The sequence below is a fragment of the Pseudosporangium ferrugineum genome (assembly GCF_003002065.1).
GTDB classification, from domain to species: domain Bacteria; phylum Actinomycetota; class Actinomycetes; order Mycobacteriales; family Micromonosporaceae; genus Actinoplanes; species Actinoplanes ferrugineus_A.
Window position 1 is genome coordinate 624,112 of the sequence record NZ_PVZG01000002.1, and the last position, 25,497, is coordinate 649,608.

At 75.8% G+C, this 25,497-nt stretch carries 23 protein-coding genes; 11 read left to right on the forward strand and 12 right to left on the reverse strand.

Going from position 1 to position 25,497, the window contains the following annotated elements; genetic code table 11:
* The gene (locus tag CLV70_RS07015) at positions 1-1,383 is read left to right on the forward strand and encodes a hypothetical protein (protein WP_106125513.1); all 1,383 of its coding nucleotides are present in this window, start codon (positions 1-3) and stop codon (positions 1,381-1,383) included.
* Positions 1,384-1,421: 38 nt separating this feature from the next.
* Complete coding sequence (locus CLV70_RS07020) at positions 1,422-2,471, forward strand: aldo/keto reductase (RefSeq protein ID WP_106125514.1); 1,050 nt, start codon at positions 1,422-1,424, stop codon at positions 2,469-2,471.
* On the opposite strand, the gene CLV70_RS07025 is transcribed toward CLV70_RS07020, so the two are convergent.
* On the reverse strand, positions 2,446-3,336 hold the full coding sequence (locus CLV70_RS07025; RefSeq protein WP_106125515.1) for an AraC family transcriptional regulator: 891 nt from the start codon (positions 3,334-3,336) through the stop codon (positions 2,446-2,448). The genes CLV70_RS07020 and CLV70_RS07025 overlap by 26 nt on opposite strands.
* A gap of 103 nt (positions 3,337-3,439) precedes the next feature.
* Between CLV70_RS07025 and CLV70_RS07030 the strand changes: the two genes are divergently transcribed.
* Entirely contained in the window at positions 3,440-4,387 is a 948-nt protein-coding gene (locus tag CLV70_RS07030; RefSeq protein WP_106125516.1) for an NAD(P)/FAD-dependent oxidoreductase, read from the forward strand.
* Positions 4,388-4,391: 4 nt separating this feature from the next.
* Here CLV70_RS07030 and CLV70_RS07035 read toward each other — a convergent pair whose 3' ends face one another.
* The 4 genes from CLV70_RS07035 to CLV70_RS07050 form a co-directional block, all read right to left on the reverse strand.
* On the reverse strand, positions 4,392-5,837 hold the full coding sequence (locus tag CLV70_RS07035) for a serine/threonine-protein kinase (protein WP_106125517.1): 1,446 nt from the start codon (positions 5,835-5,837) through the stop codon (positions 4,392-4,394).
* An 89-nt stretch (positions 5,838-5,926) separates the two neighbouring features.
* On the reverse strand, positions 5,927-8,413 hold the full coding sequence (locus CLV70_RS07040; protein ID WP_106125518.1) for an ABC transporter permease: 2,487 nt from the start codon (positions 8,411-8,413) through the stop codon (positions 5,927-5,929).
* A 3-nt stretch (positions 8,414-8,416) separates the two neighbouring features.
* On the reverse strand, positions 8,417-9,133 hold the full coding sequence (locus tag CLV70_RS07045) for an ABC transporter ATP-binding protein (RefSeq protein ID WP_106125519.1): 717 nt from the start codon (positions 9,131-9,133) through the stop codon (positions 8,417-8,419).
* The gene (locus CLV70_RS07050) at positions 9,130-9,330 is read right to left on the reverse strand and encodes a hypothetical protein (RefSeq protein ID WP_106125520.1); all 201 of its coding nucleotides are present in this window, start codon (positions 9,328-9,330) and stop codon (positions 9,130-9,132) included. Before CLV70_RS07050 ends, CLV70_RS07045 begins: the two co-directional genes overlap by 4 nt.
* Before the next feature lie 128 nt (positions 9,331-9,458).
* Between CLV70_RS07050 and CLV70_RS07055 the strand changes: the two genes are divergently transcribed.
* From CLV70_RS07055 to CLV70_RS07075, 5 genes are all read left to right on the forward strand, one after another.
* On the forward strand, positions 9,459-10,721 hold the full coding sequence (locus CLV70_RS07055; RefSeq protein ID WP_245908074.1) for a sensor histidine kinase: 1,263 nt from the start codon (positions 9,459-9,461) through the stop codon (positions 10,719-10,721).
* Positions 10,709-11,368, forward strand: a complete 660-nt coding sequence (locus CLV70_RS07060; RefSeq protein ID WP_106125522.1) for a response regulator — start codon at positions 10,709-10,711, stop codon at positions 11,366-11,368. Before CLV70_RS07055 ends, CLV70_RS07060 begins: the two co-directional genes overlap by 13 nt.
* Positions 11,369-11,401: 33 nt before the next feature.
* Complete coding sequence (locus CLV70_RS07065; RefSeq protein ID WP_106125523.1) at positions 11,402-11,938, forward strand: hypothetical protein; 537 nt, start codon at positions 11,402-11,404, stop codon at positions 11,936-11,938.
* Complete coding sequence (locus tag CLV70_RS07070) at positions 11,842-14,535, forward strand: Ig-like domain-containing protein (RefSeq protein WP_106125524.1); 2,694 nt, start codon at positions 11,842-11,844, stop codon at positions 14,533-14,535. Before CLV70_RS07065 ends, CLV70_RS07070 begins: the two co-directional genes overlap by 97 nt.
* A gap of 170 nt (positions 14,536-14,705) precedes the next feature.
* Positions 14,706-16,205, forward strand: a complete 1,500-nt coding sequence (locus tag CLV70_RS07075) for an alpha/beta hydrolase (RefSeq protein ID WP_158277723.1) — start codon at positions 14,706-14,708, stop codon at positions 16,203-16,205.
* 337 nt (positions 16,206-16,542) lie between these two features.
* Here CLV70_RS07075 and CLV70_RS07080 read toward each other — a convergent pair whose 3' ends face one another.
* The 6 genes from CLV70_RS07080 to CLV70_RS07105 all read right to left on the reverse strand — a co-directional run bounded on the left by CLV70_RS07080 (position 16,543) and on the right by CLV70_RS07105 (position 21,909).
* Positions 16,543-17,277 (reverse strand): sulfite exporter TauE/SafE family protein, encoded by a 735-nt coding sequence (locus CLV70_RS07080; RefSeq protein ID WP_245908075.1) that lies wholly within the window; start codon positions 17,275-17,277, stop codon positions 16,543-16,545.
* A 64-nt stretch (positions 17,278-17,341) separates the two neighbouring features.
* Entirely contained in the window at positions 17,342-17,911 is a 570-nt protein-coding gene (locus CLV70_RS07085; RefSeq protein WP_106125527.1) for a DoxX family membrane protein, read from the reverse strand.
* Positions 17,912-18,024: 113 nt separating this feature from the next.
* The gene (locus CLV70_RS07090; protein ID WP_106125644.1) at positions 18,025-18,987 is read right to left on the reverse strand and encodes an Acg family FMN-binding oxidoreductase; all 963 of its coding nucleotides are present in this window, start codon (positions 18,985-18,987) and stop codon (positions 18,025-18,027) included.
* A 32-nt stretch (positions 18,988-19,019) separates the two neighbouring features.
* Entirely contained in the window at positions 19,020-20,021 is a 1,002-nt protein-coding gene (locus tag CLV70_RS07095; RefSeq protein ID WP_106125528.1) for an Acg family FMN-binding oxidoreductase, read from the reverse strand.
* A 113-nt stretch (positions 20,022-20,134) separates the two neighbouring features.
* Positions 20,135-21,004: a universal stress protein gene (locus tag CLV70_RS07100; RefSeq protein ID WP_106125529.1), complete on the reverse strand. Its 870-nt coding sequence runs from the start codon at positions 21,002-21,004 to the stop codon at positions 20,135-20,137.
* Positions 21,001-21,909 carry a universal stress protein gene (locus tag CLV70_RS07105; protein ID WP_106125530.1) on the reverse strand — a complete coding sequence of 303 codons (909 nt, stop codon included), beginning with the start codon at positions 21,907-21,909 and terminating at the stop codon, positions 21,001-21,003. The genes CLV70_RS07100 and CLV70_RS07105 overlap by 4 nt, the downstream gene beginning before the upstream one ends.
* A gap of 146 nt (positions 21,910-22,055) precedes the next feature.
* Here CLV70_RS07105 and CLV70_RS07110 point away from each other — a divergent pair, with 146 nt between their 5' ends.
* The 3 genes from CLV70_RS07110 to CLV70_RS07120 all read left to right on the forward strand — a co-directional run bounded on the left by CLV70_RS07110 (position 22,056) and on the right by CLV70_RS07120 (position 24,309).
* Positions 22,056-22,751 (forward strand): CBS domain-containing protein, encoded by a 696-nt coding sequence (locus tag CLV70_RS07110; RefSeq protein WP_106125531.1) that lies wholly within the window; start codon positions 22,056-22,058, stop codon positions 22,749-22,751.
* A 107-nt stretch (positions 22,752-22,858) separates the two neighbouring features.
* Positions 22,859-23,428: a TetR/AcrR family transcriptional regulator gene (locus tag CLV70_RS07115; RefSeq protein WP_106125532.1), complete on the forward strand. Its 570-nt coding sequence runs from the start codon at positions 22,859-22,861 to the stop codon at positions 23,426-23,428.
* A 26-nt stretch (positions 23,429-23,454) separates the two neighbouring features.
* Positions 23,455-24,309: an MBL fold metallo-hydrolase gene (locus CLV70_RS07120; protein WP_106125533.1), complete on the forward strand. Its 855-nt coding sequence runs from the start codon at positions 23,455-23,457 to the stop codon at positions 24,307-24,309.
* Positions 24,310-24,325: 16 nt separating this feature from the next.
* Here CLV70_RS07120 and CLV70_RS07125 read toward each other — a convergent pair whose 3' ends face one another.
* Positions 24,326-25,318 (reverse strand): Acg family FMN-binding oxidoreductase, encoded by a 993-nt coding sequence (locus CLV70_RS07125; RefSeq protein ID WP_106125534.1) that lies wholly within the window; start codon positions 25,316-25,318, stop codon positions 24,326-24,328.
* Between the last annotated feature and the right edge of the window lie 179 nt (positions 25,319-25,497).

Genomic DNA, 25,497 nt, shown 5'->3' on the forward strand with positions numbered 1-25,497 from the left:
GTGACGGACTTCAAGGACGCGGGTGCGCCCGCCGCCACCCGGGTGGTCTGCGCCGACAGCCTCGGTGCCGCCATGCTGCGGGCCACGGCCCGGGCGGTGCGCGGCCGCGACTGCCGGGGACTGGACCGGGTGCCGATGCTGGGGCAGCGGTCCATGGTGCGCGAGGAGCTGCGGCTGGAGGCGCTCGCGTACGACGCCGTCGAGGAGGCGCTGCCGGTCGCCCTCGCGGCGCGGCTCGACGCCGATGCCGTCGCCTCGTGGATCGCCGGGCACTACCCGGCGGAGGCGTACCCGGCGGTGGTCCTCGGGTCGCCGCACGGCGGGGCCGCCCACCTGTGCGCCGCCCTCGGCGCGCCCTGGCTGCCCGACGGCTTCACGGTCACCGTGCCGTGGCCCGGCGGGTCGGTCGGCGACTGGGAGGGCGCCATGGACTGGGGCTCGATCATCGCGGACGCCATCGTCGCGGCCAACCCGGACGTGACCGTACGCCAGGTGCACGACCCGGTGCAGCGCGGCTCGCTGTGCGGCACCACCGTCACGCTGCACGTGCGGTGGCGGCGGCTGCCGGCCGCGTACCGTGGCTTCCTGCACACCCGGCTCGAGCCGGGCGCCGCCGCCCTCGTCGTCCGCGACGTGCGCACCTGGCCGGTGCTCGACCTCGCCCCCGGGCACAGCTTCCAGCTCGGCAGCCCGGTCAGCGGCTGGACCGCCGAGGACTACTCACTGGACAATCCGGCCTTCCGCCGGACGCTCGCCGGCCTGGAGGAGACCCGCTGGGCGGCGCCGTACCCGGACGTGCCGCAGGGCCCGGCCGAGCTGTCGGGGGAGGCGGACTTCGGCGCCGACCTGCGCCGCTGCGCCACCGCGCCGGTGCGGATCCGGTACGCCCGCCCACCCGCGCTGAGCACGTTCGTGGCGGGGCTCTACCGGCGCTGGCTGGCGGACGAGCGCGGTGGCGGCGAGCACTGCGTCATCGGCTGCGGCGCGCTGCTCGATCCGTGGCTGACCCTGGCCGCCGGGCTGGTGCCGTACTGGCTGGAGGCCGCCACCCGGCAGTCCGTGGACGCCACGGAATGGTGGCTGGCCGGCAGCGAGGGCTTCGACACCATCACGGTGCTGCCGCAGCCGCCGGGATCGCGGTCGGAGGCGTACGCGCCCGCCGGCCAGTGGCGCTCGGTGGCCTCCTTCGCCCGCCTCCGCCCGCACCTGGACTCGATGACGTTCAGCCACTACCCGCAGTTCCCGCTGCCGACCGCGCAGGCGTCCGCGGTGCTCGCCACGGCGACGCCGGTCGGGGCCGTACCGCCGCCGAAGCTGACCGCCGACGAGGTGCTGACGTCGCTGCGGACGACCGGCGCCGCGCTGGGGCTTCTGGTCAGCTGACCCCGCACCGGGGCGGCTCCCGGCATAGGTTGGGCGGTATGGAATATCGCCAGCTCGGCCGCTCCGGCCTCAGAGTCTCCGTCCTGACCATGGGCACCATGACCTTCGGCGGCACGGGCAAGTTCGCCGTCGTCGGCGACACCGGCGTCGCCGAGGCGCGACGCCAGGTCGACCGGTGCCTCGATGCCGGCGTCAACCTCATCGACACCGCGGACGTCTACTCCGGCGGCCTGTCGGAGGAGATCGTCGGGGAGGTCCTCGAGGGCCGCCGCGACGACGTGCTGATCGCCACCAAGGTGCGGATGGCGATGGGTCCCGGCCCCAACGACGCCGGCCTCTCCCGGCACCACATCGTCGCCGGCTGCGAGGCCAGCCTGCGGCGGCTGCGCACCGACCACATCGACCTCTACCAGGTGCACGAGTGGGACGGACAGACGCCGCTGGAGGAGACCCTGGAGGCTCTGGACCAGCTGGTGCGCCAGGGCAAGGTGCGCTACGTCGGCGCCTCCAACTACGCCGGCTGGCAGCTGATGAAGGCCCTCGGGATCGCCGACCGCACCGGCACCCCCCGCTTCGTCAGCCAGCAGATCTACTACTCGCTGCAGGCCCGCGACGCCGAGTACGAACTGATCCCGGCCGCCGTCGACCAGGGCCTCGGCGTCCTGGTCTGGAGCCCGCTCGCCGGCGGCCTGCTCTCCGGCAGGTACCGGCGCGACCAGCGGCCCCCGGCCGGCTCGCGGCAGCTCACCGACTGGAACGAGCCGCCGGTGCACGACCGGGAACGCCTCTACGACACGGTCGAGGTGCTCGTCTCCATCGGCCGGGACCGTGGCGTGTCCGCGGCCCGGGTGGCACTGGCGTACCTGCTGGGCCGCCCGGCCGTGACGACGCTGGTGGTCGGGGCCCGCACCGAGGAGCAGCTCGCCGACAACCTGGCCGCCGCGGACCTGGAGCTCACCGCCGAGGAACGGGCGCGGCTGGACGAGGCGAGCGCGCAGCCGCTGCTGTACCCGTACTGGCATCAGGCCAAGACGTCCGGCGACCGGCTCTCGCCGGCCGACCTCACCCTGCTCGGCCGGCACCTCTGAACCGGCCCGGCGCGGTCCCGTACGCCCGGCGGAAGGCGTTCGCGAAGGCGTACTCCGTCGAGTAGCCGACCTGGCGGGCGATCGCCGCCAGGGAGGCCTCGGACTCGCGCAGGAGCCGGGCCGCGCTGCCGAGGCGCCACGTCGTCAGGTACGCCATCGGCGGCGTGCCGACCTGCGCCGTGAAGCGCCGGGTGAGCGCCGCGCGGGACAGGCCCACGGTGGCGGCGAGGTGGGTGACCGTCCAGCGGGCCGCGGGGTCGGCGTGGATGGTGTGCAGGACCGCCGTGACGGCCGGGTCGCCGACCGCGGGCGGGCCGTCGGCGTGCCGCCGGTCCAGCCACCGGCGCAGGGCGGTGACCAGCACCAGGTCGAGCACCGCGGGCCGGGTCACCGCGGCGCCCGGCCCGGTGTCGGTGGCGTTGTCGTCGAGAAGCTGGACGATCGACCGCAGCGCCGCCGTCCCGCCGGGGTCCGGGGTCAGCACGAGCAGGTCCGGCAGCGCCGCCAGGTACGGGTGGGGCCGCCCCCGGTCCAGCCGGTACGCCCCGCACAGGAACTCGAAGTCGGCGCTGCCGCCGGCCGTCCACGCGGGAGCCGTCACCGCGGGCGGCAGGCCGGCGAGCTCGCGGGGGGTGGCGCTGAGGCCGTGGTCCGCGCCGGAGGTGACCAGGACGATGTCGCCGGGCGCCAGCGCGACCGGTGGCGCGTCGCGGGCCAGCAGCCAGCCGGTGCCGCGCAGGACGATGTGGAAGCCGCTGCCGGTCAGGCCGGAGTAGCGCAGCCCCCACGAGCCGGTCAGCCCGAACCGGCGGACCGTGCCGCGTCCCACCCGCAGGCTCGCGACCGCCTGGCTGATCGTGTCCACGCCGCCGATGCTAGATCCCGCGGAACAGGGCCGGACGATCGCGTATCCGGGTGAGCCGCTCGCGTATCGCCGGGGCGGGAGGCGGCTGGTTGGGTCGACGCACATGAGCGACAACGACAGAAGCGACAGCGGGATCAGGGACTGCCTCGTCGTGGGCGGGGGCGCGGCGGGGCTGAGCGCGGCGCTCACGCTGGGCCGGGCGCGGCGGGCGACGCTGGTGGTCGACGCCGGCCGGCAGAGCAACCTGGTCGCCGCGGGGATCGGGGGCCTGCTCGGGCACGACGGGCGGACGCCGGCCGGCTACTACGCCGCGGCGCGGACCGAGCTGGCGGCGTACCCGTCGGTCGAGGTGGTGGCGGACGAGGTCACCGGCGGCCGGCGCGAGGACGACGGCACGTTCACCGTGACGCTCGGTGGCGGCGGCGTCGGGAGGGCCCGCAGCGTGGTGCTGGCGCCCGGCATGGAATACCGCCACCCGGCCGTGCCCGGGCTGCGTGAACGCTGGGGCGGGCCGGTCTTCCACTGCCCCTTCTGCCACGGCTGGGAGCTGCGTGAGCGGCCGATGGGGGTGCTTGCGCGCGGGGCTGTGGGCGTACACGGGGCGTTGAACCTGCGGGCCTGGACCGGCAGGGTGACGTTGCTGACCAACGGCGCCGGGGTCACCGCCGAGCAGCGCCGGCAGCTGGCCGGCGGCGGGGTCGGCCTGGACGAGCGGCCGATCGCCGCGCTGGACGGGCCGGGCACCGCGCTGCGGGCCGTGGTGTTCGCCGGCGGCGGGGAGCTGGCGATCGGGGCCCTGCTGGTCAAGGCCACCCTGTACCAGCGGAGTCCGCTGGCCCGGGAGCTGGGGGCGACGCTGATCGAGCCGGACGAGATGCTCAGCGTGCAGGCGATCCGGGTGGATGCGATGGGCCGGACCGGGGTGCCGGGGCTCTACGCGGCCGGGGACGCGGCGACGTCGGTCCCGCCGTCGCTGGCCGCCGCGGTCGCCTCCGGTCATCTCGCCGGTGCCGCCGCCTCCGTGCAGCTCGCGGTGGCCGGACGGCGGTGAGGCGTCAGGCCGGGCCGCGGTCGGGGAAGGTGAACGTGGTCCGGGCCGGTTGATCGCCCTCGGTGACGACCATGCGCCGGTCCTTCCCGGACCATTCGACCGTGCCGAATCCCGGACTGACGATCGTGTACGCCGCCAGCCCGCTCGCGTCCGTCCGCCCGGACGGCCGGATCGTGAAGACCGTCGCCGGTGACCGCCCGCACGGGACCGTCACCAGGCCCGTGCTCTCGCCCGGCTTGACGCGGACGCCGAGGCAGTTGCCGGGATACTTCGGGGACAGCCACCGGATCTCGTGGCCGGAACCGCTCGGGACCAGCGTGAACAGCGTCACCGGGTCCAGCCCCTCGGCGTCGCGCGTGGTCTCCGCCTCGCCGCCGTTCGGGTAGATCCACAGGTCCTCGCCGGTCTCCACGATGTGGATCATCGAGCGCCGCCCGCCGGCGAGGGCGTCCGGCGCCGCGGGCCTCTTCGCGGCCGGAGAGCCGTCCCCGGTGGCCGCGAAGCTCCGGGCGGTGAGGCCCGCCGCGGCCAGCAGGCCCACCGCCGCGACCGCGACGGCCGCCCGGCGCGGGCCCCGGCGGCGGGCCGGGGACGCCGGCACGGCCGGCGGGGCGGCGGACACCGGCGGATCGTCCGGGGGCGGGCCGGCCAGCAGCTCGTCGAGCAGGTCCCGGGCGGCCGGCCGGTCGGCCGGGTCCTTGGCGAGGGCGCGGCCGACGAGCCCGCGCAGCGGGTACGGGACCCCGGCGAGATCGGGCGGCTGGGTCAGGATCCGCATGGCGGTGGCCGGCGGGCTCTCCGCGTGGAACGGGGTACGCCCGGTCGCGGCGTACACCACCAGGGCGCCCCACGCGAAGATGTCGGACGCGAACCCGGCCGTCCTGCCGTCCTCGAACCGTTCCGGCGCCATGTACGCCACCGTGCCGACCATGTGGTCCGTGGCGGTGTGGTGGCTGGTGGCCTCCAGCGGGCGGGCGATGCCGAAGTCGATGACCTTGACGCCGCCGTGCGGGAGCAGGACGTTCTCCGGCTTCAGGTCGCGGTGCACGACGCCGGCGTGATGGATGGCGCTCAGCGCGGTGGCGGTGCCGACGGCCAGCGTGTGCAGGGCCGCACCGGTCAGCGGCCCGCGCCGGTCGACGACGGCGGCGAGGCTGGGACCCTCGACGTACTCGACGACCAGGTAGGGCGGGTCGTGGTCCGGGTCGGCGTCGAGCACCTCGGCGGTCGAGAACGGCGGGACCTGCCGGGCGCGGTTGACCTCGCTGCGGAAGCGGCCGCGGTATTCGGGCTCGTCGGCGTACTCGGGGCGGATGACCTTGATCGCCACCTGCCGGCCGCCGGGCGCGTGGCCGAGGAACACGCTGCCCATGCCGCCCTGCCCGAGCCGCGCGACCACGGTGTAGCGGCCGAGCCGCCCGGGATCGCCCGGTCGCAGAGGCACGGCCATCCCGACTGCTCCCCACCCCGCTCGTCCACTCGCCCGGGACCCTACCGGCGGGCGCGGACGGCCGGTAGCCGCGCTGCCCGAACAGACCCTCATTCGCGGGTGAGTGCCCGGGCGGGCGCGATCCGCAGGGCCCGCCGGGTGGGGATCTCGACGGTCAGGAAGGCCAGCGCCGCCACCACGATCAGCACGCCGGGCGCCAGCCACAGCGGACCGGCCGGCCACGGCCGGTGCAGAAAACCGATCGACAGCAGTGCCAGCGGTACGGCGGCCAGCACGATCCCGGTGACCAGGGCCGCGACGCCGACCAGCCCCGCCTCGGCGCGCATCATCGCGCGGACCTGGCCCGGGGTGGCGCCGATCCACTGCAGCGCGGCGAGTTCGGTGCGCCGCTGCGCCGTCGCCGCGACGAGCTTGTTGGCGATGCCGAGCAGCAGGTAGCCGAGCAGCACGCCCAGCACCGCCACGTTGATCCACAGCTGGGCCGGCACCGGCACGTCGGCGCGCGGATCGCGGACGGTGAGGCCGGGCAGGACCGCCGCGACGCGCTCCCGGGTCGCCGCGCTGCCGTCCGTGCTGACCAGCAGCCGCTCGTCGAGCCCGGTGGTGGTGTGCCCGGCGACGAGGTCGTGGGAGAGCACCAGCGGGCCGAAGCCGAGCCCTCGGGAGTGGACGGCGACCACCCGCGCGGTGACCTCGGCGCCGTCGCCGAGGATCAGCGAGACCGTGGAGCCCACTGTCACCTTGCGGCTGCGGGCTGCCGTGGCGTCGACCGCCACCGTGGCGCCGCGCAGGTCCGCGAGGCTCCCGGACGTCACGCCCAGGTCGAGCACGCCGGCCGCCTCCGCGGGGACGGCGAGTGCCGGCGCGGCCTCGGTCTGCAACTCGCCGGCGAACCGGTACGGCCACACCACGGTGGTCGGGGTGACCGGCGCCGCGGCCCGCACGCCGGGCACCGCCGCCACCGCCGCGGCCGTGCCGGCGGGCAGCCCGCCCAGGCCGGGCGCGGACACCTCGACGTCGGCCGTGGTGCCGGCGCGCAGGTCGCCGGCGGTGGCGCGCAGCACGGTGGTCTGGGTCAGCCCGTACGTGAGGGTGAAGACGACCGCCATCGCGAGCGTGGTGACGGCGCCGGCGGTGCGCAGGGCGTACCCGTGGCTGTTGGCGACCGCGAGCCACGCCGGTGCCGGGACGTCCGGGCGCAGCCGGCTCCGCAGCCACCCGGCGGCCCGCTGCACCAGCAGGGGACCGGCCAGGGCGAGGCCGATGGTCGCCAGGATGCCGGACATGGCGGTCCCGGCGGCGCCGATCTCGGTGCGGCTCACCAGCGGGGACACCGCGAGCACGGCGGCGGCGGCCATCAGCAGCAGCCCGGCGAAGGCCCGGCCGCGCGACGGGTGCCGCGGCTCCACCCGGGACTCGGCGACCGCCTCGGCGGCCGGCATCCGGGAGGCACGCCACGCCGCGCACCAGGCCGCGACGACCACCGCGGCGAGCAGCAGCACGACCGCCGCCAGCCCCGGCAGCGGGCTGATCGTGAGCGGCAGCACCGACGGGAGCAGGCCGATGTGCACGAGCAGGCCGCGGAACTGACCGGCGAGCAGATAGCCGAGGGCGATACCGGGCGCCAGCGCCAGGGAGGTGACCGCCACGGCCTGGGCCACGGCGAGCCGGCGGACCTGCCGCGGCGTCGCGCCGACCGCCCGCAGCAGGGCGAGGTCGCGTCGTTGCGCCGCGACGGAGACGGACAGGGCGCCGGCCACGATGAACCCGGCGACCAGCATCGTCACGCCCGCCATCGAGCCGGCGAGCACGGGCAGGGTGGCCCGCGCCGACCGGACCTCCGGGGCCACCACGTCGCCGCGGGCCGCGCCGGTGGCGACGGTCAGGTGCTGGGGGCGTACGAGCTCGCGGATCCGCCCGGCGGCGCCGGGGTCGGCGGCGCGCACCGCGACCAGGTCCACGGCGCCGTCCCGGCCCGCCAGCCGCGCGGCCGTCGCGTCGCTCAGATAGATGCCGCCGTACGCCCGGGACAGCACCGCCGTCACCCGGTACGTGCCCTGCCGTCCGGCCGCGACGAGGGTGACCCGGTCCCCGGGGGCGGCACCGGCGGCGGTGGCGAGCGACGAGTCCAGCGCCACGTCGAGCGGCCCGGCCGGCGCGGTGCCGGTGATCCGGGCGTCGCCCAGCAGGGTCGCCGACGCCCAGCCGTGCCCGGCCGTACGCGGATCGGCGGACGCCACCGGCCCGGCCGGGGTGACCACCGCCGCCGGGAAGCTCACGTCGCCGACCGCGGCGGTGACGCCGGGCACCCGGGCGACCTGCGCCACGACGGAGGCGGGGATGCGGGCCCGCTCGGGAAGCTCGACCGCGAGATCGCCGCCGGCGTCGAGGGTCTGCGGCGCCGCCACCACGAGGTCGGCGCCGCCCAGCCGCCCGGCCGGGGCGTGCGAGCGCAGGCCCGACTCGGCGAGCACGGCGATGCCGGTGACGAAGGCCGCGCCGCCCAGGGTGGCGCAGAAGACCGCGATCAGGGCGGCGACCCGGTGCCGGGCCATCCGCAGGGCGAGGTGCAGCACGATCTACTCCGTCTCCAGGGTGGTGAGCCGCTCGGCCAGGTATCCGGCCGCGGGCTTCTCGATGGTGTCGACGATGCGGCCGTCGGCCATGACCAGCGCGCGGTCGGCGTGGGCGGCGGCGCCCGGGTCGTGGGTGACCATGACGACCGTCTGGCCCAGCCCGTCGACGAGGTCCCGCAGCAGCGCGAGGACCCCCCGGGCGGTCCGCAGGTCGAGCGCCCCCGTGGGCTCGTCCCCGAAGACCACCGCCGGGCGGGTGATCAGCGCGCGGGCGATGGCCGCCCGCTGCTGCTGGCCGCCGGAGAGCTCGGCGGGGCGGCGGGCCAGCATCCCGGTCAGCCCGACCCGCTCGGCCAGCGTCGTCAGCCACTGCCGGTCGGCCGGCGCGCCGGCCAGCCGCAACGGCAGGGTGATGTTCTCCTCCACGGTGAGCGAGGGCACCAGGTTGTACGCCTGGAACACGAAACCCACCCGCTCCCGGCGCAGCTCGGTGCGCCGGGTCTCGTTCAGCGAACCGATCTCGGTGCCGCCGACCAGGACCCGCCCGGAATCCGGCGCGTCGAGCCCCGCGGCGCAGTGCATGAGGGTGCTCTTGCCGGAGCCGGACGGCCCCATCACGGCGACGAACGAGCCCGCGGGGACGGTCAGCGACACGTCGTCGAGGGCCCGGACGCCGCCGGGATAGGAGCGCGTCACGCGCTCGAGGACCACGGCGCTCATCGGGTGCGGCCCCGGTAGTGGTGGACGACGAGGCCGGTGGCGCAGGCGAGGGTCACGAGCCCGAAGGCGGCGCCGAGGAAGATGTTGTCGCCGGAGGTCGAGGCGACCGCGTTCGCGGCGGCGCTCACCACGAGCACGAGCCACAGCAGCGGACGGAGGGCGCCGGTACGTTCCTGGTTGCTTTCGCTGTTCGTCATGCCGTCAACGCTAGGAATTCCGGGTCCCGGCGACGATCCCGCCAGCTCGCCTCCGCGGGTACAGCAGGCTGTACTTCTCCGCCACCGGCGTGGCCACCGGCGCCGCCGCTGCTCTAGGGTTGCTGCCCGTGAGGTCAGCCCCGGACGGAGTGCGGTTCTGGCGTACGGAGCTGCGCGCCCTCGGCCGCACCACCCGGGACGCGCTGGAGCGGCTCGTCGGCGGCCTGGGCACCGCGGCGCTCGCCCTCACCGCCCTGTTCTGGCTCCTCTTCGTCGCCGTCGGCTGCCTGGTCGGGGTGGGGCTGCCGTTCGTGCCGACCGCCCTGCGCCTGCAACGGTTCGCCGCCGACCGGGAACGGGCCCGGCTGTCCCGCCGCGGCGGCGACGAGGTGGTCAGCCCCGGCCCGGCGCCGGCCCGGTGGCGCGACGCGGTCGCCGACCCGGTCGTCCGCCGCGAGTGGCGGTGGCTGGCCATCCACGGCACGTACGGCCTGGTGCTCGGCATCCTCGGCATCGTGCTGCCGGTCAACGCGGTGCGCGACGGCACCTTCCCGCTGTGGTGGAAGCTGCTGCCCCCGCAGGACGCCACGTCCTCGCTCGGCTACCCGGTCGTGCACGACTGGATCGGCGCCTTCGGCGTGTGGGCGCTCGGCGTGGCCTGGATCGCGATCGCCGTCGGGCTCGGCCCCGCGCTGGCCCGCGCCCAGTCCCGCCCCGGTCGCCGGCTGCTGCCGCCCGGCGCGGACGTCGACCTGTCGATGCGGATCGCCGAGCTGACCGCGACCCGCGCCGCCGCCCTCGACGCGCACGCCACCGAGCTGCGCCGCATCGAACGCTCCCTGCACGACGGCACCCAGAACCGGCTCGTCGGCGTCACCGTCCTGCTGGGTGCGGCCCGGCGCGCGCTGGCCCGGGACCCGCGGGCCGCCGGGGAGATGCTCGAGCGCGCCCAGGACGCCGCCGAGCAGGCGCTGGCGGAGCTGCGTACGGTGGCCCGCAGCATCCTGCCCCCGGTGCTCGCCGACCGTGGCCTCGCCGGGGCCCTCGACGGCCTCGCCGCCGCGTCCGGCGTGCCCTGCCGGGTGGACGTCGACCTGCCCGGCCGGTGCGCCGCCGCGGTGGAGGCGACGGCATACTTCGTGGTCGCCGAGGCGCTGACGAACGTGGCCAAGCACAGCGGCGCCCGCGCGGCCACCGTGACCGTACGCCGCCACGGCGGCCTGCTCAGCCTGGCCGTCACCGACGACGGCCACGGCGGCGCCGACGAGGACGGGGGTTCCGGCCTGACCGGCATCCGCCGCCGGGTCGGCGCCCTGGACGGAACCCTGACCCTGACCAGCCCACCCGGTGGGCCGACGACCCTGCGGGTGGAGCTGCCATGCGGATCGTGATCGCCGAGGACGACTCGCTGCTGCGCGAGGGCCTCGCCCTGCTGCTGCGGGCGGAGTCGCTGGATGTGGTGGCCACCACCGGGAACCCCGCGGAGTTCCTCGACGCGGTCGGCGAGCACAAGCCGGACGTGGCGATCGTGGACGTGCGCATGCCCCCGACCCACACCGACGAGGGCATCACCGCGGCCGTCGAGGCGCGGCGCCGGCAGCCGGGCATCGCGGTGCTGGTGCTCTCGGCGTACGTGGAACAGGCCTTCGCCACCGAACTGCTCAGCGGTGGCGCCTCGGGGCTCGGCTACCTGCTGAAGGAACGGGTGGGACGCGTCGAGGAGTTCCTCTCCGCCCTGCACCGGGTCGCGGACGGCGGCACCGCCATCGACCCGGAGGTGGTGGCGCAACTGCTCACGCGTACGCGCCCGGACGCGTCGCTGAACAGGCTCAGCCCCCGCGAACGCGACGTGCTGGCCCTCATGGCCGAGGGCCTGGGCAACACGGCGATCGCGGAACGCCTCTTCGTCACCGAGGGCGCGGTGCACAAACACATCCGCAACATCTTCGCCAAGCTCGACCTCCCCCCGGACGACCGCGCCGACCGCCGCGTCACGGCCGTCCTGCGCTACCTGGAGGACACCCAGCGCCGCGGTTGAGCTCAAGTCGATCAAGGAGCCGATCGGGGTGGGGTGACCCGTCTGCTCGCCGGCTCTGCCGCTGCCCTGATCGCCTCCGCCTCGGTCGTCGTCGCGACCGTCTCGCCCGCTCCGGCAGCCCCACCGCCGACGTGCACCTCCGCGGGGCTGACGGTCGCCGCGCTGCACGGGCCCAACTTCTACATCGACACCTCGACCACCCCGGCGCTGCGGGGCGCGTACGCCGGCTACCGCGTCACCGACACCTCGGGCGAGGCGCGCCGTGATCTGTGGGTGGCGCTGAGTGACTTCACCGGCGGCTCGGTGGCCTTCGGCACCGGCCAGCCGGGCGCCCAGCAGGTCGCCACGCTCGGCGGCGGGGGCGACGCGGCCCGCTTCTTCTACCTGACCGCCCAGACGGCCACCACCACGGCGCAGCAGCACACCGTGAGCGTGTGGCAGGGCCGCCCGGATCTCCCGGGCGCGGCCCGGCTGTGCGCCGAGAGCGGCGGCTTCGCGGCCGTCGAGGGGACACCGACGTCGACGGGACCGCCGCCCTGCCCGCGATCGACCCCTCGGTCAACGACCTGACGGTCAGCGCGTCGGTGAGCCCGGCCCGCCTGCCGGACACCGGCGGCACGGTCACCTACCAGGTGCCGGTGGCCGGCACGGCCGGTGCCGTCCTCGACGCGTTCACCGCCACCGTCCCGGCGGGGGCGTCGCTCGTGCCCGGCTCGGTGCGGTGGCAGGGCTCGACCGTCCCCGACGGCGTGGCGACCGCGGGCACCATCGTGTTCCAGGGACCCTTCACCAAGACCGGCACCGGCGACACCCTGACGTTCGCCCTCGAACTGCCGGCGGTCTCCGGCAACCGGACGACCAGCGTGGTGGGCACGGTCGGCTCGGCAACGATCGACACCACCCTGACCCTGACCGACGAAGCGCCCGCGACCGGCACCGTCAACGTCAACACGTTCCCGGTCGCCACGCCGGACGCGGTGACCGTGGACGCGGACCGGACGTCGGTCACCGGCGTGCTCGGCAACGACACCGATGCCGACTCCGACCCGCTCACGGTGACCGCGGCGGGACCCGCGGGCCACGGCACGGTCTCGGTCGTGGCCGGGGTCGTGAGCTATACGCCGGACAGCGGCTTCACCGGCGGGGACACGTTCCCGTACACCGTCTCGGACGGCCGGGGCGGCACGAGCACGTCCTCCGTCACGATCACGGTCAGCGCGCCCCCGGTAGTGGAGCCTCCTGTGGTGGAGCCTCCGGTCGTCGAGCCGCCGGTGGTGGAGCCCCCTGTGGTGGAGCCCCCTGTGGTGGAGCCGCCGGTGGTGGAGCCGCCGGTTGTCGAGCCGCCGGTTGTCGAGCCGCCGGTGGAGCAGCCGCCGGTCGTGGAGCCGCCGGTGGAGCAGCCGCCGGTGGAGCAGCCGCCGGTCGTGCAGCCGCCCGCCGCGCTGGTGCTCGGGGCCGATCAGATCAGCACGGCGAGCGGGACCGGCGCCACGATCAGCCCGCTGGGCAACGACACCGGCGACGGCCCGCTCGGCGTCCGGTCCGCCGGCGGCGCCGCGCACGGCACCGTCACGGTGACCGGCGACGACGTCACGTATCAGCCGGAGGCCGACTACTGGGGACCCGACTCGTTCACGTACGTCGCCGCCGACATGCACGGCGCCACGGAGACCGGGACCGTCACCGTGAGCGTGCTGCCCGCCCCGGCCCCCGTGGCCGACGCCGTCACGGTCGAGTACCGGACCGGCACGCTGATCGACGTGCTGGCCAACGACCCGCCCGGTGCCACCGTCACCACGGTCACCGCCCCCGCCCACGGCACCGTCACGCGCGTCGGCGGGTCGGTGCGCTACGTCCCGGCGTCCGGCTTCGCCGGCACCGACAGCTTCACCTGCCGGCTCACCGGCCAGCCGTCCTACGCCACCGTGTACGTGACCGTCGCCGCTCCGGCACTGCGCGCCGCCGATGACGCCGTGACCGTGGTCCGTGGCACCGCCGGGCGCATCGACGTCCTCGCCAACGACCACGGCACCCGGCTCGTCGTGGCCGGCGTCTCCGGTGCCGCCCGCGGCTCGGCCGAGCTGCGGGACGACGGCGTCTGGTACACGTCCGCCGAGGCCTTCCGGGGTACGGACAGCTTCACGTACACCGTGCTGGACGAGGCCGGGCGTACCGCCAACGCCACCGTGCGGGTCACCGTCCCGAACGCCGGCCCGGTCGTCGCGGCGGTCACCTCGCGCACGGTCACCGCCGGCGGGACCCTGGTCGTGCCGTTCGGCGTCGACGACCCCAACGGCGACGAGCTGACCCTGACCGCGGGGGAGCCGGCCGGCACCGACGGCGCGGGCGCGCGGATCCGGCGTACGGTGTCGGGCAACCGCCTGACCCTCGCCGTCGACGAGCGGTTCAGCGGCGTGGTGACGATCCCGGTGACCGTACGCGACGACGAAGCGAGCGCCGCGACGGAGCTGCACGTGACGGTCCTGCCCGCCCCGGCGGCCTCGGCCGTGGGCGCCGTCCTCCCGGACCCGGGCGCCCGGGCGGAGCTGGCGAATCCCGTCTACGTCGACGGCCGCCCCACCTCCCGCACCCTGTCCGACCGGGTCGACTCCGTGGTGACCTGGCGGTCCGCGCCGGCGACGAACCTGCTCGGCTACCGGGTGACGCTCAACGGCACCCGGGTCTGCACCCCGCGCCCGGTCGCCGGCCCGGTCCAGTCGTGCCGGATCAACGGCACCGCCCTCGGCCCCGGCGACGCGGTACGCGTGGTCGCCGTGGGCGCGAACGGCACCCTCTCGGAGCCGATCGCCGCCCGGATCGCCCCGGCGTCCTCGGCGAGCCGGCTCCTGGCGGTCGTCTACTTCCCCGTCGCCGACTTCGCCCTCGACGCCGCCGCCCGCCGGGTGCTCGCCACCGTCGCCCTGCAGGCGCGCACGTACGGCTTCGGCACCGCCCTGATGGAGGGGCACACCGACGCCGACGGCACGGCCGCCTCGAACGTCACCCTCTCGCAGCGCCGCGCCGCCCAGGTGGCCGCCTATTTCCGCCGGGCCTATCCCGGGCTGCGCGCCACCCACAACGGGCGGGGTGAGAGCCGGCCGGTACGCCCGAACGCCACGGACCGCGGCAAGGCCGTCAACCGCCGGGTCGAGATCTACATCGGGTAACGGGTGCGGCCGTGAAGAGGCCGATGTCGATGTTGCCGCTCGTGACGACCTCCCGACGCGCCTCCGGCGGAGGTAGGGGCAGCCCTACCGCGGATACGCCCGGTGACCGGGTTCTTCGGCCTCGCCGCCGCCGGAAGGATCGGTGGCACCGAGAAGACGAGGAGTCATCGATGCCGATCGAGCAGGCACACACACCACGGCGCGGACGGACGCTGCTGGTCATGGGCGGTCTGGGCCTGGCGCTGGCCGCCACCGTGCCGGCCGCCTGGGCGGCGACCGGATCTCCGGACCGGCAGCCCCCGGCCGCTACGGCGGGTTACGCGCGGTTCTACGAGCAGAAGCCGGTCTGGGGGGCGTGTGAGCGCGCGAGCGCCACCGTCCAGTGTGCGCGGGTCACCGTGCCGGTCGACTGGGCCGCGCCGCAGGGGCAGACCATCGACCTCGCGGTGGCGCGCAGTGCGGGCGGCACCGGCGGCCCGCTCGTGCTCAACCCCGGCGGGCCGGGCCTGTCCGGCGTGAACTTCCTGATCCGCGGCGAGCAGGAGCTGCGCGGCGACGGACTGGCGGCGTACGACCTGATCAGCTGGGACCCGCGGGGGTCCGGCCGGTCGGCGCCGCTGACCTGCCCCGAGGACGCGACCGCGGCGATGGAGAAGGCCGACGCCTCGCCGGACACCCCGGCCGAGGCCCGGGCGTTCGACGCGGCCGCCGCCCGGTGGGCACGGGCCTGCCGGGCCGCGTCCGGGCCGGTCTTCGACCACGTGGACGCCGGCAGCACCGCCCGCGACCTCGACGTGCTGCGCGCCGTGACGGGCGCGCCGAAGCTCAACTACCTGGGCATCTCGTACGGCACGATGATCGGCGGCCGGTACGCCGAGCTGTTCCCGCAGCGGGTCGGGCGGATGATCCTGGACAGCGCCGGGCACTTCGACCAGACGTACGGGTCGTTCCTGTCCGGCGTCGCGCAGGCGAAGGAGCGGGCCCTCACCGATTACCTGACCGGCTGCGCGGACCGGCCCGAGTGCCCGCTCACGCGGATGACGACCGGCGAGGCGCGCGGCTGGATCCAGCGGCTGCTGCGCGGGACGGACCGTGACCCCCTCCGCAGTGGTGACACGACGGTGAGCCAGGCGCAGTTCGCCGCGGTGCTGGCACGCGACGTGTCCGACCGGAACGGCTGGGAGCGGCTGGACGCGGAACTCGCCGAACTGCTGGCCGGGGAGGCGAGCATCGTGGCCCAGACCGCGCCGCCGACCACGATGGACATCGACAACATCGCCACCACCTGCCAGGACCTGCCGGAGCGCCGGACCGCGGCGCAGGTGCTGCGCGACTCCCGCGCGGTCGCGCGTACGGCTCCGACGTTCGGCCGGGAGATCACCGCCGGCTCGCCCTGCGTGCACTGGCCGGCGCCGGTGCCCACGCCGCCGCACAAGCTGCACGCGAAGGGCGTCCCGCCGATCCTGGTCGTGGGCATCACCCGGGACACCGCCGGCCCGTACCGGTGGAGCAGGGAGCTGGCCGCGCAGCTGGGCAATGCGCGTCTGCTGACCTACGACGGCAGCGGCCATGGCGCGTACCTGCTCGACAAGTGCGTCCGCGACGCCGCGAACGGCTTCCTGGCCGACGGCACCCTGCCCGCCGCCGGCGCCGTCTGCCGCGCCGCCTGACCCCGGATGCCGGGGCGGCCCCCGGGCCGCCCCGGCAGCGTCACCGGGTCGGGTAGTCGCCGCCCGCCAGGTCCTCGAGCAACGTCCGGTGCGGCGTCACCGGCCGGGTCCGGCCCGTCCTTCCCGGTGGTCTCCCGGCCCGCGGTCATGACGAGCGTGCCCGAGGCCGGGATGCGGCCGGGACCCCGGCGCCGCCGGCCGGGACGCGGCGTCCGGCGGGCCAGGCCGGTGACGGCAGGACCCGCGACCTGCACACCCCCGCCGCGGCCTCCCCGGCTTTCGCCGAAAGCTGATGGCGGCGAGGCGCGATGCCGCGCCCGGAAACCCGGAACGACCGTCAGGCGACACCGGTGAGGAAGAGCAGGCCGGCGGCGATGAGGCCGGCCTCGACCAGGAGGACGAAGGCCCGGTCGTGGAGGCGGCCGACGATGCGCCGGCCGGTCCAGGCGCCGGCGACGGTCGCCGGGGTGAGGGCGGCGCCGTACAGCAGGATGCGGTGGCTGAGCAGGTTGCCCGCGCCGTACGCGGCGAGCTTGGCGAGGTGCAGGCTCAGTGCCGCGGTGGCCTCGGTGCCGATGTAAGCCGCGCGGGTCAGGCCGTACGCGAGGAAGAACGGGGCGGTCAGCGGCCCGGCCGAGCCCAGCAGCGCGGAGCTGAGGCCGGAGGCCGCGCCGACGCCGGCGAACGTACGGTCGCGGGGTCTGCCGGGGTGCGGATTGAGCCGGCGCCACGCGACCACCGCGACGAGGAAGACGCCGAGCAGCCGCTTCAGCGGGCTCAGCGGGGCGTGGCTCAGCAGGAGGGCCCCCGCGACCGCGAACGGTACGGCCCCGGCGGCGAACCAGCCCACCAGCGGCCAGCGGACGTCGCGGCGGTTGAGCCACAGCCGGCTGCCGTTGCTCGCCAGCTGGGTCAGGGTCAGCACGGGCACCGCCGCGCGCAGCCCGAACAGGGCGGTGAACACCGGCAGCAGCAGCACCCCGCCGCCGAAGCCGGCGACCGCGGAGAGCAGGGCGAGCAGGAACGCCGCCGCCGAGGCCGGCAGCAGCGTCCACATCGTCTCCGTGCTCACCGCACCAGCATGAGCGAAGGGGCGGTACCCGTTCTCGCGGGTACCGCCCCTTCGTGCGGGGTCGTCACTTGAGCCAGGGGAGGCGCTGCACCAGCGGCAGCCGGCCCCAGATCCTGCCGAGTCCGAGGGTGTCGCCGGCCGCGGTCAGGGCCAGGACCACCAGGACGCCCGCGTAGATCAGGTGGTCGTCCATGAAGGGGTTGTTCTCCGGGGGCAGCACCGCGGTCCACATCGCGACCAGCAGCACCGAGCCGGCGACCGCGGCGATCCGCATGCCGACGCCCGCGATCAGGGCGATGCCGATGCCGGCCAGGCCCAGCATGAACAGCCAGTCGGCCCAGGCCGCGCCGGCGAAGCTGTGGTAGAAGCCCTCGAACGGGCCGCTGACGGCCTTGCCCAGGAAGCCCTTGGTGGGGCTGCCGCCGTCGATCCAGGCGTTGGCGGCGGGGGTGCCGTGGCCGAGCCCGAACAGCTTGTCGAGGAACGCCCAGAGGAAGACCCAGCCGAGGGCGAGCCGCAGTCCGGCGAGGACATAGCGGGTGGCCTTGCGGGCGGTTGCGTCCCCGGTCGCCGGGACGGGGGTCGCCGGCGTGGTGGTGCGGTGGTTGGCCTCGTGATGGGTGGCGGCGGTCATTGTTCCCACGTCCCTTCTCTGTTTCGCTTCACCTCTATTCAGCCTTGTCGACGCCTTGAGCGTGAGGGCCGGGGTGCCGCATCGAGCGGGACTTTGGTCCCCCGCCGTCCCGGTCACCGGACGATGACGTCGTCCAGGTCGCGGCGGGGGGTGGGGCGGCCCGGGTCGCCGTACCCGATGCGCAGGGCGATCTGCGGCGTGCCGGACCGGCGCAGGGCGCGGCGCAGCTGCTCGCGGGCGGCGGGCACCTCGATCGGCTGGGACATCATCGAGCTGGCCAGGCCGGCGTCGGTCGCGGTGAGCAGCACGTGCTGCAGCGCCTGGCCGGCGATCAGCTGGTCGGCGGGGCGGTCGCCGGCGGAGCCGAGGATGCCGACGAGCGGCTCCGGTTCGAAGTCGCGGCCCGGCGCCCGCCGGCGGTCGGTGAACGCCCGCTGCGGCAGCAGGTCCTGCGGCTCCGCGGCCGGCCCGCCGGCGGTCACCGGCACCCCGTCCGCCGCGCTGTCGGCGTGCGTCCAGGCGGCGAACTCCGCCTGGTACATGGGGTCGCGGCGGAGCACCTGGTCGGCGCTGCGGGCGATCTGGGCGAAGCCGCTCAGCGCGGTCATGCCCACGAGCAGGTCCAGCCAGCAGCCCTCGGCGCGGGCGGCCTCGATGAGCCGGACCCGGGCGTCCTTCGGCACCGGGTCGGGCCAGAACGGCCGGCGGTTGCTGTAGCGGTGGGGGATCGCGGCATGAAGATCCAGTTCCGCGTACGTCGGCGGGCGCGGCGTGCCCGGCGTCAGGCGTGCCACCACCTCCGGACGATCCACGTACGGCCGCAGCACCACCTCCGCCGGGGTGCCGTTCGCGGCCAGCGCGAGCCGGGCGTTGTACGTGGCCGCCCCGCAGGCGATCCGCACCGCCCAGCCGCCGCTGTCGGCGACGGTGAGCTGCCGGCCCGGGTCGCTGAGCAGCTCGATGCCGCCGTCACGCAGCCGCAACAGCCAGGGCTGGCTGTTCAGCAGCGACGGGGCGCGGACGGCCGCCGCGGCGGCGAGCCGCAGGGCGGCGGTGTCGTACGGTGACGTGCTCACGGCGGTGTCTCCTTCACGGCGGCGGCCGCTGCTCACTTGTCGGCGATCTCGATCACGTCTTCGGCCCGGCGCCTCGGTGCGGGCGGCAGCTCCTCGGTCGCCTCGCTGTAGCCGAGCCGGATGACGACGTACGGCTCGCCGACCCCGGCCAGCAGGTCGCGCAGCAGGCGGCGGGGCCATTCGACCTCGATGGTGTCGCTCAGCGGCGCGGTGGCCAGGCCCTCCGCGGTGGCGCCGAGCAGCAGCGCGGACAGGGCCTCCCCGCCGCGCAGCAGGTCCTCGGGGCGCTCGGTGAGGCCGAACAGCACCACGTACGCCGCGCCGAGGTCGAAACCGTCACCGGCGGCCAGGCCCGGGGTGCCGTCCGGCGCGTAGTCGCGTACGGGGACGCGGCGGGGCGCCTGCCGCACGGCCGTGGACGCCGGGACCCCGTCGCCGCTGTCCGCGGGGCGGTGGGTCCACTGCCGCAGCTCCTCCCGGTACGCGGGATCGTGCAGCTCGGCGTCGGCGGCCCGGCCAGTCGAGGTGGCCAGCATCGGCATCTGGTCACGCCGGACGATGTGCAGGTACGCCCCCTCCGCCTCGACGGTGCGGCGCAGGTCGGTCAGCGTCTGCTCGGGCACGGCGCGCTCGCCGAACGCCCGCCGGTCGGTACGGCGCAGCGGGATCGCGGCGGCGAGGCGCTCGGCCGGCCGGTCCGCGTCCGCGGTGCCGGTGACGGTGACCAGGGCCAGCAGGTCGGGGCCACCACCGTCGGGCAGGCGTACGACGTGGGTCTGCCAGCCCTCGGCGGCCAGCGCCACCCGGGCGTGGTGCAGCGCGGCGCCGCAGCTGAGCAGCAGGAGGTGCCCGTCGGGGTCGGTGGCACTGAGCGCGCGGGTACGGTCGGCGTGCAGCTCGAGGGTCTCGCCGCTGAGCCGCCAGCGCCACGGCTGGGTGTTGAACACGGACGGGGCGTGCAGGGACGCGCGGGCCGCGGCCTCGAGAGCCTGGGCGGCGCGGGACGGTGCCGTACGGCCGTTCTGTGCGGTCATGGTGGGAACCTCCTGCCTTCTACTCCTACCGTGCCGGTCGGGGGCCCGTCCGGGTCAGGGCCGAAAGTCCCGGGGAAAGCGGTCCTCCGGCGATCACCCGGACGGGTTACGCGTCAGGCTCCGGGGCGTTCGCGGACGATCGCCACCGGGACGGCGGTGCGGTGCAGCAGGTGCTGCCCGACCGAGCCGAGCACCATCCCGCGCAGGGCGCCGCGCCCGCGGCTGCCGACCACGACGAGCTGGGCGGCCCGGGCCGCTGCGGTCAGCGCGTGCGCCGGGTGATCGACGACGACCTCGGGGAAGACCGCGACGTCCGGGTACTTCTCCAGCCAGCCCGCCATCAGGTCCTCGAGCTCGTCGCGGTCGGCGGCGACCGCGGCGGCCGTGACGGCCGGCGGCACCTGGAGCAGCCCGTTGGGCGGGGTCACCGCCTGGACCACGTGCAGGGTGGCGTCGCGGGCCTGGGCCTGCTCGAAACCGAACCCGAGCGCCAGCTGGGCGGCGGGGGAGCCGTCGTAGCCGACGAGGACGGGCGCACCGGGCTCCGGCGTGCCGCGGGTGACGACGACCGGGCAGTGCGCGTGCGCGCTGACGGCCACGCTCACCGAGCCGAGGACGACGCCGGCGGCGCTGTGGCCGCGGCTGCCCAGCACGATCAGGGACGCCTCGGCGGAACGCTCGACCAGCGTCTGCACCGCGTTGGCGTGCTCGATCGACGTCTCCGTGCGTACCCCCGGGTGGGTCTGCCGGGCCGTGGCGACGGCCTCGTCGAGCATGCCGTGGACCCCGCGGTCGATCTCCCCGCCGGGCCAGACCGCCGGGGCGGGGATCCGGGTGGCGGCCGGGACGTGCGTCGGCCATTCCATGGCGTGGAAGAACTCGACCAGCGCGCCGGTGTGCGCGGCCTCGTCCAGGGCCCAGGCGGCGGCGGTACGCGCGTCCGCCGAGCCGTCGTAGCCCACGATGATCTTCCGGGCGGTCATGGGAGCCTCACTCCTCGGTGGCTGGTGCCCGGTGCTGAGGTGTGCTGCCGGACCACGGCCACCGGGCAGGCCGCGTGGTGCAGCAGGTAGAGGGCGGTGGAGCCGAGCAGGGTCCCGGCGACCGCGTTGCGGACGTGGCTGCCGACGACGACCAGGCCGGCGTCGCGCGAGGCGGTCTCCAGGGCCGCCGCCGCGGCCTCGTGCGAGGTCGTGACCGTGGTCGGCACGCCGGGGAAGCTCTCCCGGCAGCGCCGCAGGAGCAGGTGCAGCCGGTGGTCGTCGGCCGCGGTCTGCTGGGGGGTCGGCACGGCGAGCGCCGGGACCACGCCCAGCCACGGCGACGGCAGCGGGGTGAAGCAGCGCAGCACGTGCAGCGCGCAGCCGCGGCTGTCGGCGGCCTCGTACGCGGCCCGCAGCACCGCCTCGGCGTTCGGGGAGTCGTCCACGCCCGCGACGACGGGCCCGCCGGCCGGAGCCTCGTGGCCGCGTACCACCGCGACCGGGCACTCGGCGTGGGTCACCACGCGCTGGCTCACCGATCCGAGGAGCAGGCTGGCCAGGCCGCCGCGCCCGCGGTGGCCGACGACGACCAGGCCGACACTGCCGGACAGTTCGATCAGGTGCGACGCCGGGTCGCCGATCAGGGCGTCGGCCTCCAGCCAGATGCCGTCCGCGACGCCGCGGGCCTGCCGGAGCGCGGCCGCGGTGACGGTGTCGGCGAGGCTGCGGCCGGCGTCGATCCGCACGGCGACGCAGTCGGAGCGGCCGGACTCGGTGTCCCAGTCGAAGGTGTGCACGATCCGGAGCAGCACGTTGCGCCGCGCCGCCTCGGCCGCCGCCCACCGCACCGCGGCCGTGCCGGCCATCGTGCCGTCGGTCCCCACGACGATGTCGCTGCGTCCCATGGCCTGCTCCTTCGCTCTCCCCGATCCTCGCGTCGCGGCGCGGCCCGGCGGCAGGGCGGCAGGTCCCGGTTGCCCGGGACCACCGGCCCTGACCGGTGGACCCGCGCGCGCCTAGCGTCGGGGACGGAGGAGAAGGAGGTACGGCCATGAAGCTGTGGCGGGTGGACGACGTCATGACGAAGGACGTCGTGGCGGTCCGGGAGGACACGCCGTACCGCGAGGTCGTCGATCTGCTGATCAGCCGGCGGGTCAGCGCGGTGCCGGTGGTGACCGCGGGCGGGCGCGTGGTGGGCCTGGTGTCCGAGGCTGATCTGCTGCACAAGGTGGAGGCGGCCGGCGAGGACCGGCCCCGGATCTTCGAGGGCCGCCGGCGCCGCGCGGCCCGGGTCAAGGCGGGTGCGCGTACGGCGGGCGACGTGATGACCGCGCCGGTGGTGACGACCCCGCCCTCGCTGTCGGTGGCCGCCGCGGCCCGCAGGATGCAGCACGAGCACGTCAAGCGCCTGCCGGTCCAGGACGACCACGGTCACCTGATCGGCATCGTGACGCGCAGCGACCTGCTCCGGGTGCATCTGCGCACCGACGCGGAGATCCGCCGCGACGTGGTGGACGAGGTCCTTCGCGACGCCCTGGCGCTGCGTGACGGCACCGTCCGGGTCGAGTCCGCCGACGGCGTGGTCAGCCTCAGCGGCCGGGTGCACTTCCGCTCGGCCGCCGAGCGCGTCGTGCGCCTGACCCGCCGCGTGCCGGGGGTCGTGGACGTCGCCGACGGGCTCTCGTACGAGGTCGACGACAGCCTGGCCACCGGCTCGGACCTGGGCGCCCCGTTCGGCGTCGCCTGAGGCGCCGATCACCGCGACGCCCGGCCGGAGGGTTCCGGCCGGGCGTCGCCGCGTGCGGCGGGCCACATAATTGACCTACAGGTCAAGAATGGTGCTACGGTCGCGCCATGGGCAGACCGAAGCAGTTCGATCCGGCGCTGGCAGTCGGGCAGGCGATGGACCTGTTCTGGCGCCGGGGCTACGCCGGCACGACACCGCAGGACCTCGCCGGCGAGCTGGGGATCGGCAAGGGCAGCCTGTACCACGCCTTCGGCGGGAAGCGGCAGCTGTTCGACCTCGCCGTCGAGCGCTACCTGGACCAGCACGTCGAGGCGACCATCGCCACGCTGGAGCGGCCCGGCCCCGCCAGGGAGCGGCTGCGTACGGCGCTGCGCCGGCTCGTCGAGGCCGACGCGGACCACCGGGGCTGTCTGATGATCAACAGCGCGGTGGAGTTCGGGCTGCCCGACGACGCGGTGGTGCGGCAGGTGCGCCGGATGTTCGCCCGCATCGAGGGTGCCTTCGAGGCGCTGCTGGCGAGCGGGCAGCGCGCCGGGGAGATCCGGCCCGACCTCGACGCCGGCGCCACCGCCGGCCTGCTGCTGAACACCGTCGCCGGACTGCGTGTCCTGGCCCGCGTCGAGTCCTCGCCGGACCGCCTGCTGCGGGTCGTCGACGCCACGGTCGACCTGCTCTGACGACCACGAACCCCCTGGAGACCGGCATGAGCCGTGCACTGACCCTCAGCACCTTCGACGCGCCGGCCCGTGCCGGCAACCTGACGCTCGGCGTTCCGGCGCCCGAGGGCGGATGGACCTGGCCCCCGACCTCGGTGACGCTGATCGCGGGGGAGCGGGAAGCGGTGCTGGTCGACACGCTTCCCACGGTCGTGGATTCCCGCCGGCTCGCCGACTGGATCGCGGCGAGCGGCCGGGAGCTCACCACCATCTACCTCACGCACGCCCACCTCGACCACTACCTCGGCACCGCCGCGCTGCTCGAACGCTTCCCCGGGGCGAGGGTGGTGGCGACCGGTGACACCGCCCGTCTCATCGCCGAGGAGGCCCGGACGGGGAAGGACCGGGCCACGTTCGGCCCGTTGTTCGCCGACGAGATCGGTGCCGTCGTCGTCGTCCCGGAGGTCCTCGGCGGTCACCGCATCGATCTCGAGGGACACGAGCTGCGAGCCGTCGCCGCCGGGCCGTCCGAGATCTCCCACTCGTCGTTCCTGCACGTGCCGGAGCTGGCCGCGGTCATCGTCGGCGACATCGCCTACGACGACGTCCACCTGCCCCTGTACGACAGCGATCCCGGCTCGCGCCGGCGGTGGATCCGGACGATCAGGGACGTCCAGGCGGTGGATCCGGAGATCGTCGTCGCCGCCCACCGCCGCGCCGGCGCCAGGACCGGCGCCACGGTGCTGCAGAAGACGATCGACTACCTCGAGGAGGCCGACCGTCTCCTCGCGGACGGGCCGACCGCGAGCGGGTTCACCGCCCGGATGCGCTCGGCCCATCCCACGCGCCTCAACCTGACGACGCTGATCTTCTCCGCGGCGCTCCTCGGCCTCGAGGGCTGACGGCGCACCCGGGGGATCAGTCGACCGGCTCCACCACGATCACCTCGAAGGCGGGGCGGCGCGGCACGGCCGGCAGCGGCTCGCCGGTCGCCGGGTAGCCGATGCGGACGACCAGGAACGGCTCGCCCGGGACGGGAAGCATGCCGCGCAGCAGGTGACGCGGCCAGCTCACCTCGACGGCGTCGCTCAGCGGTGCCGTGGCGAGCCCGCGGGCCGTGGCCTCCAGCAGCAGGGCGGACAGTGCCTCGCCGCCGCGCAGCAGGTCGAGCCGCTTCGCGGACCGGCCGTACAGCAGCGCGTACGCGGTGCCGCGGTCGGTGCCGGGCCCCGCGTCCAGGCCCTCCTCGCCGTCGGGGTCGAAGTCGCGGACCGGGACCGGGCGGCGTGCCGGGTGGACGGTGTTCGCCACCGGGATCCCGTCGCGCAGCTCCGCCGGCCGGTGCGTCCACTCGTGGAGTTCGGCGCGGTACTCCGGGTCCAGGGTCTCCGCGTCGGCGGCCAGCTCCTCGGAGACGGCGAGCAGCGGCACCTGGTCCGGGCGTACCGGATGCAGGTGGGCGCCCTCCGCCCCGGCCAGGCGGCGCAGCGCGGTCAGGGTCTCCTTGCGGACCGGGCGGTCGGCGAACGGCCGGCGGTCGGTGCGCCGCAGGGCGACGACGGCGGCGAGCCGCCGCGCCTGCGGGTCGGCGGTCACCCGCTCGCCCACCGTCACGGTGGCGAGCAGCTCCGGATCGTCCGGGTCCGGCAGGCGGTGCACCACCGGCGCCCAGCCGTCGGCGGCGAGCGCGATGCGGGCGTGGTGCAGCGCCGCGCCGCAGCTGAGCAGCAGCAGCCGGCCCTCCGGATCGGTGTCGCCCAGCTGGCGCCGCCGGTCGGCCCGCAGCTCCAGGGTGTTCCCGTGCACCCGCCACTGCCAGGGCTGGGTGTTGAAGACCGACGGTGCGTGCAGCGCCGCACGGGCGGCCCTGCCGAGAGCGGTACGGGTGCCCGCGCCGGACGTGGCGATCATGGCCGGCCTCCTTGCGCCGATTCGAGTGTTTCCACCGCCAGCGTCACCCGGACGGCCGGGGCTCCCGCAGAGTCGTCCGGCCCCTCTGCGCGGGACCTGCGGCGCGACGCCGCCCCAACAGGTTCCTCACATTCACGGGCTTAGATCCCCCGCATGCCATCGATGGATCATGGGAGGAA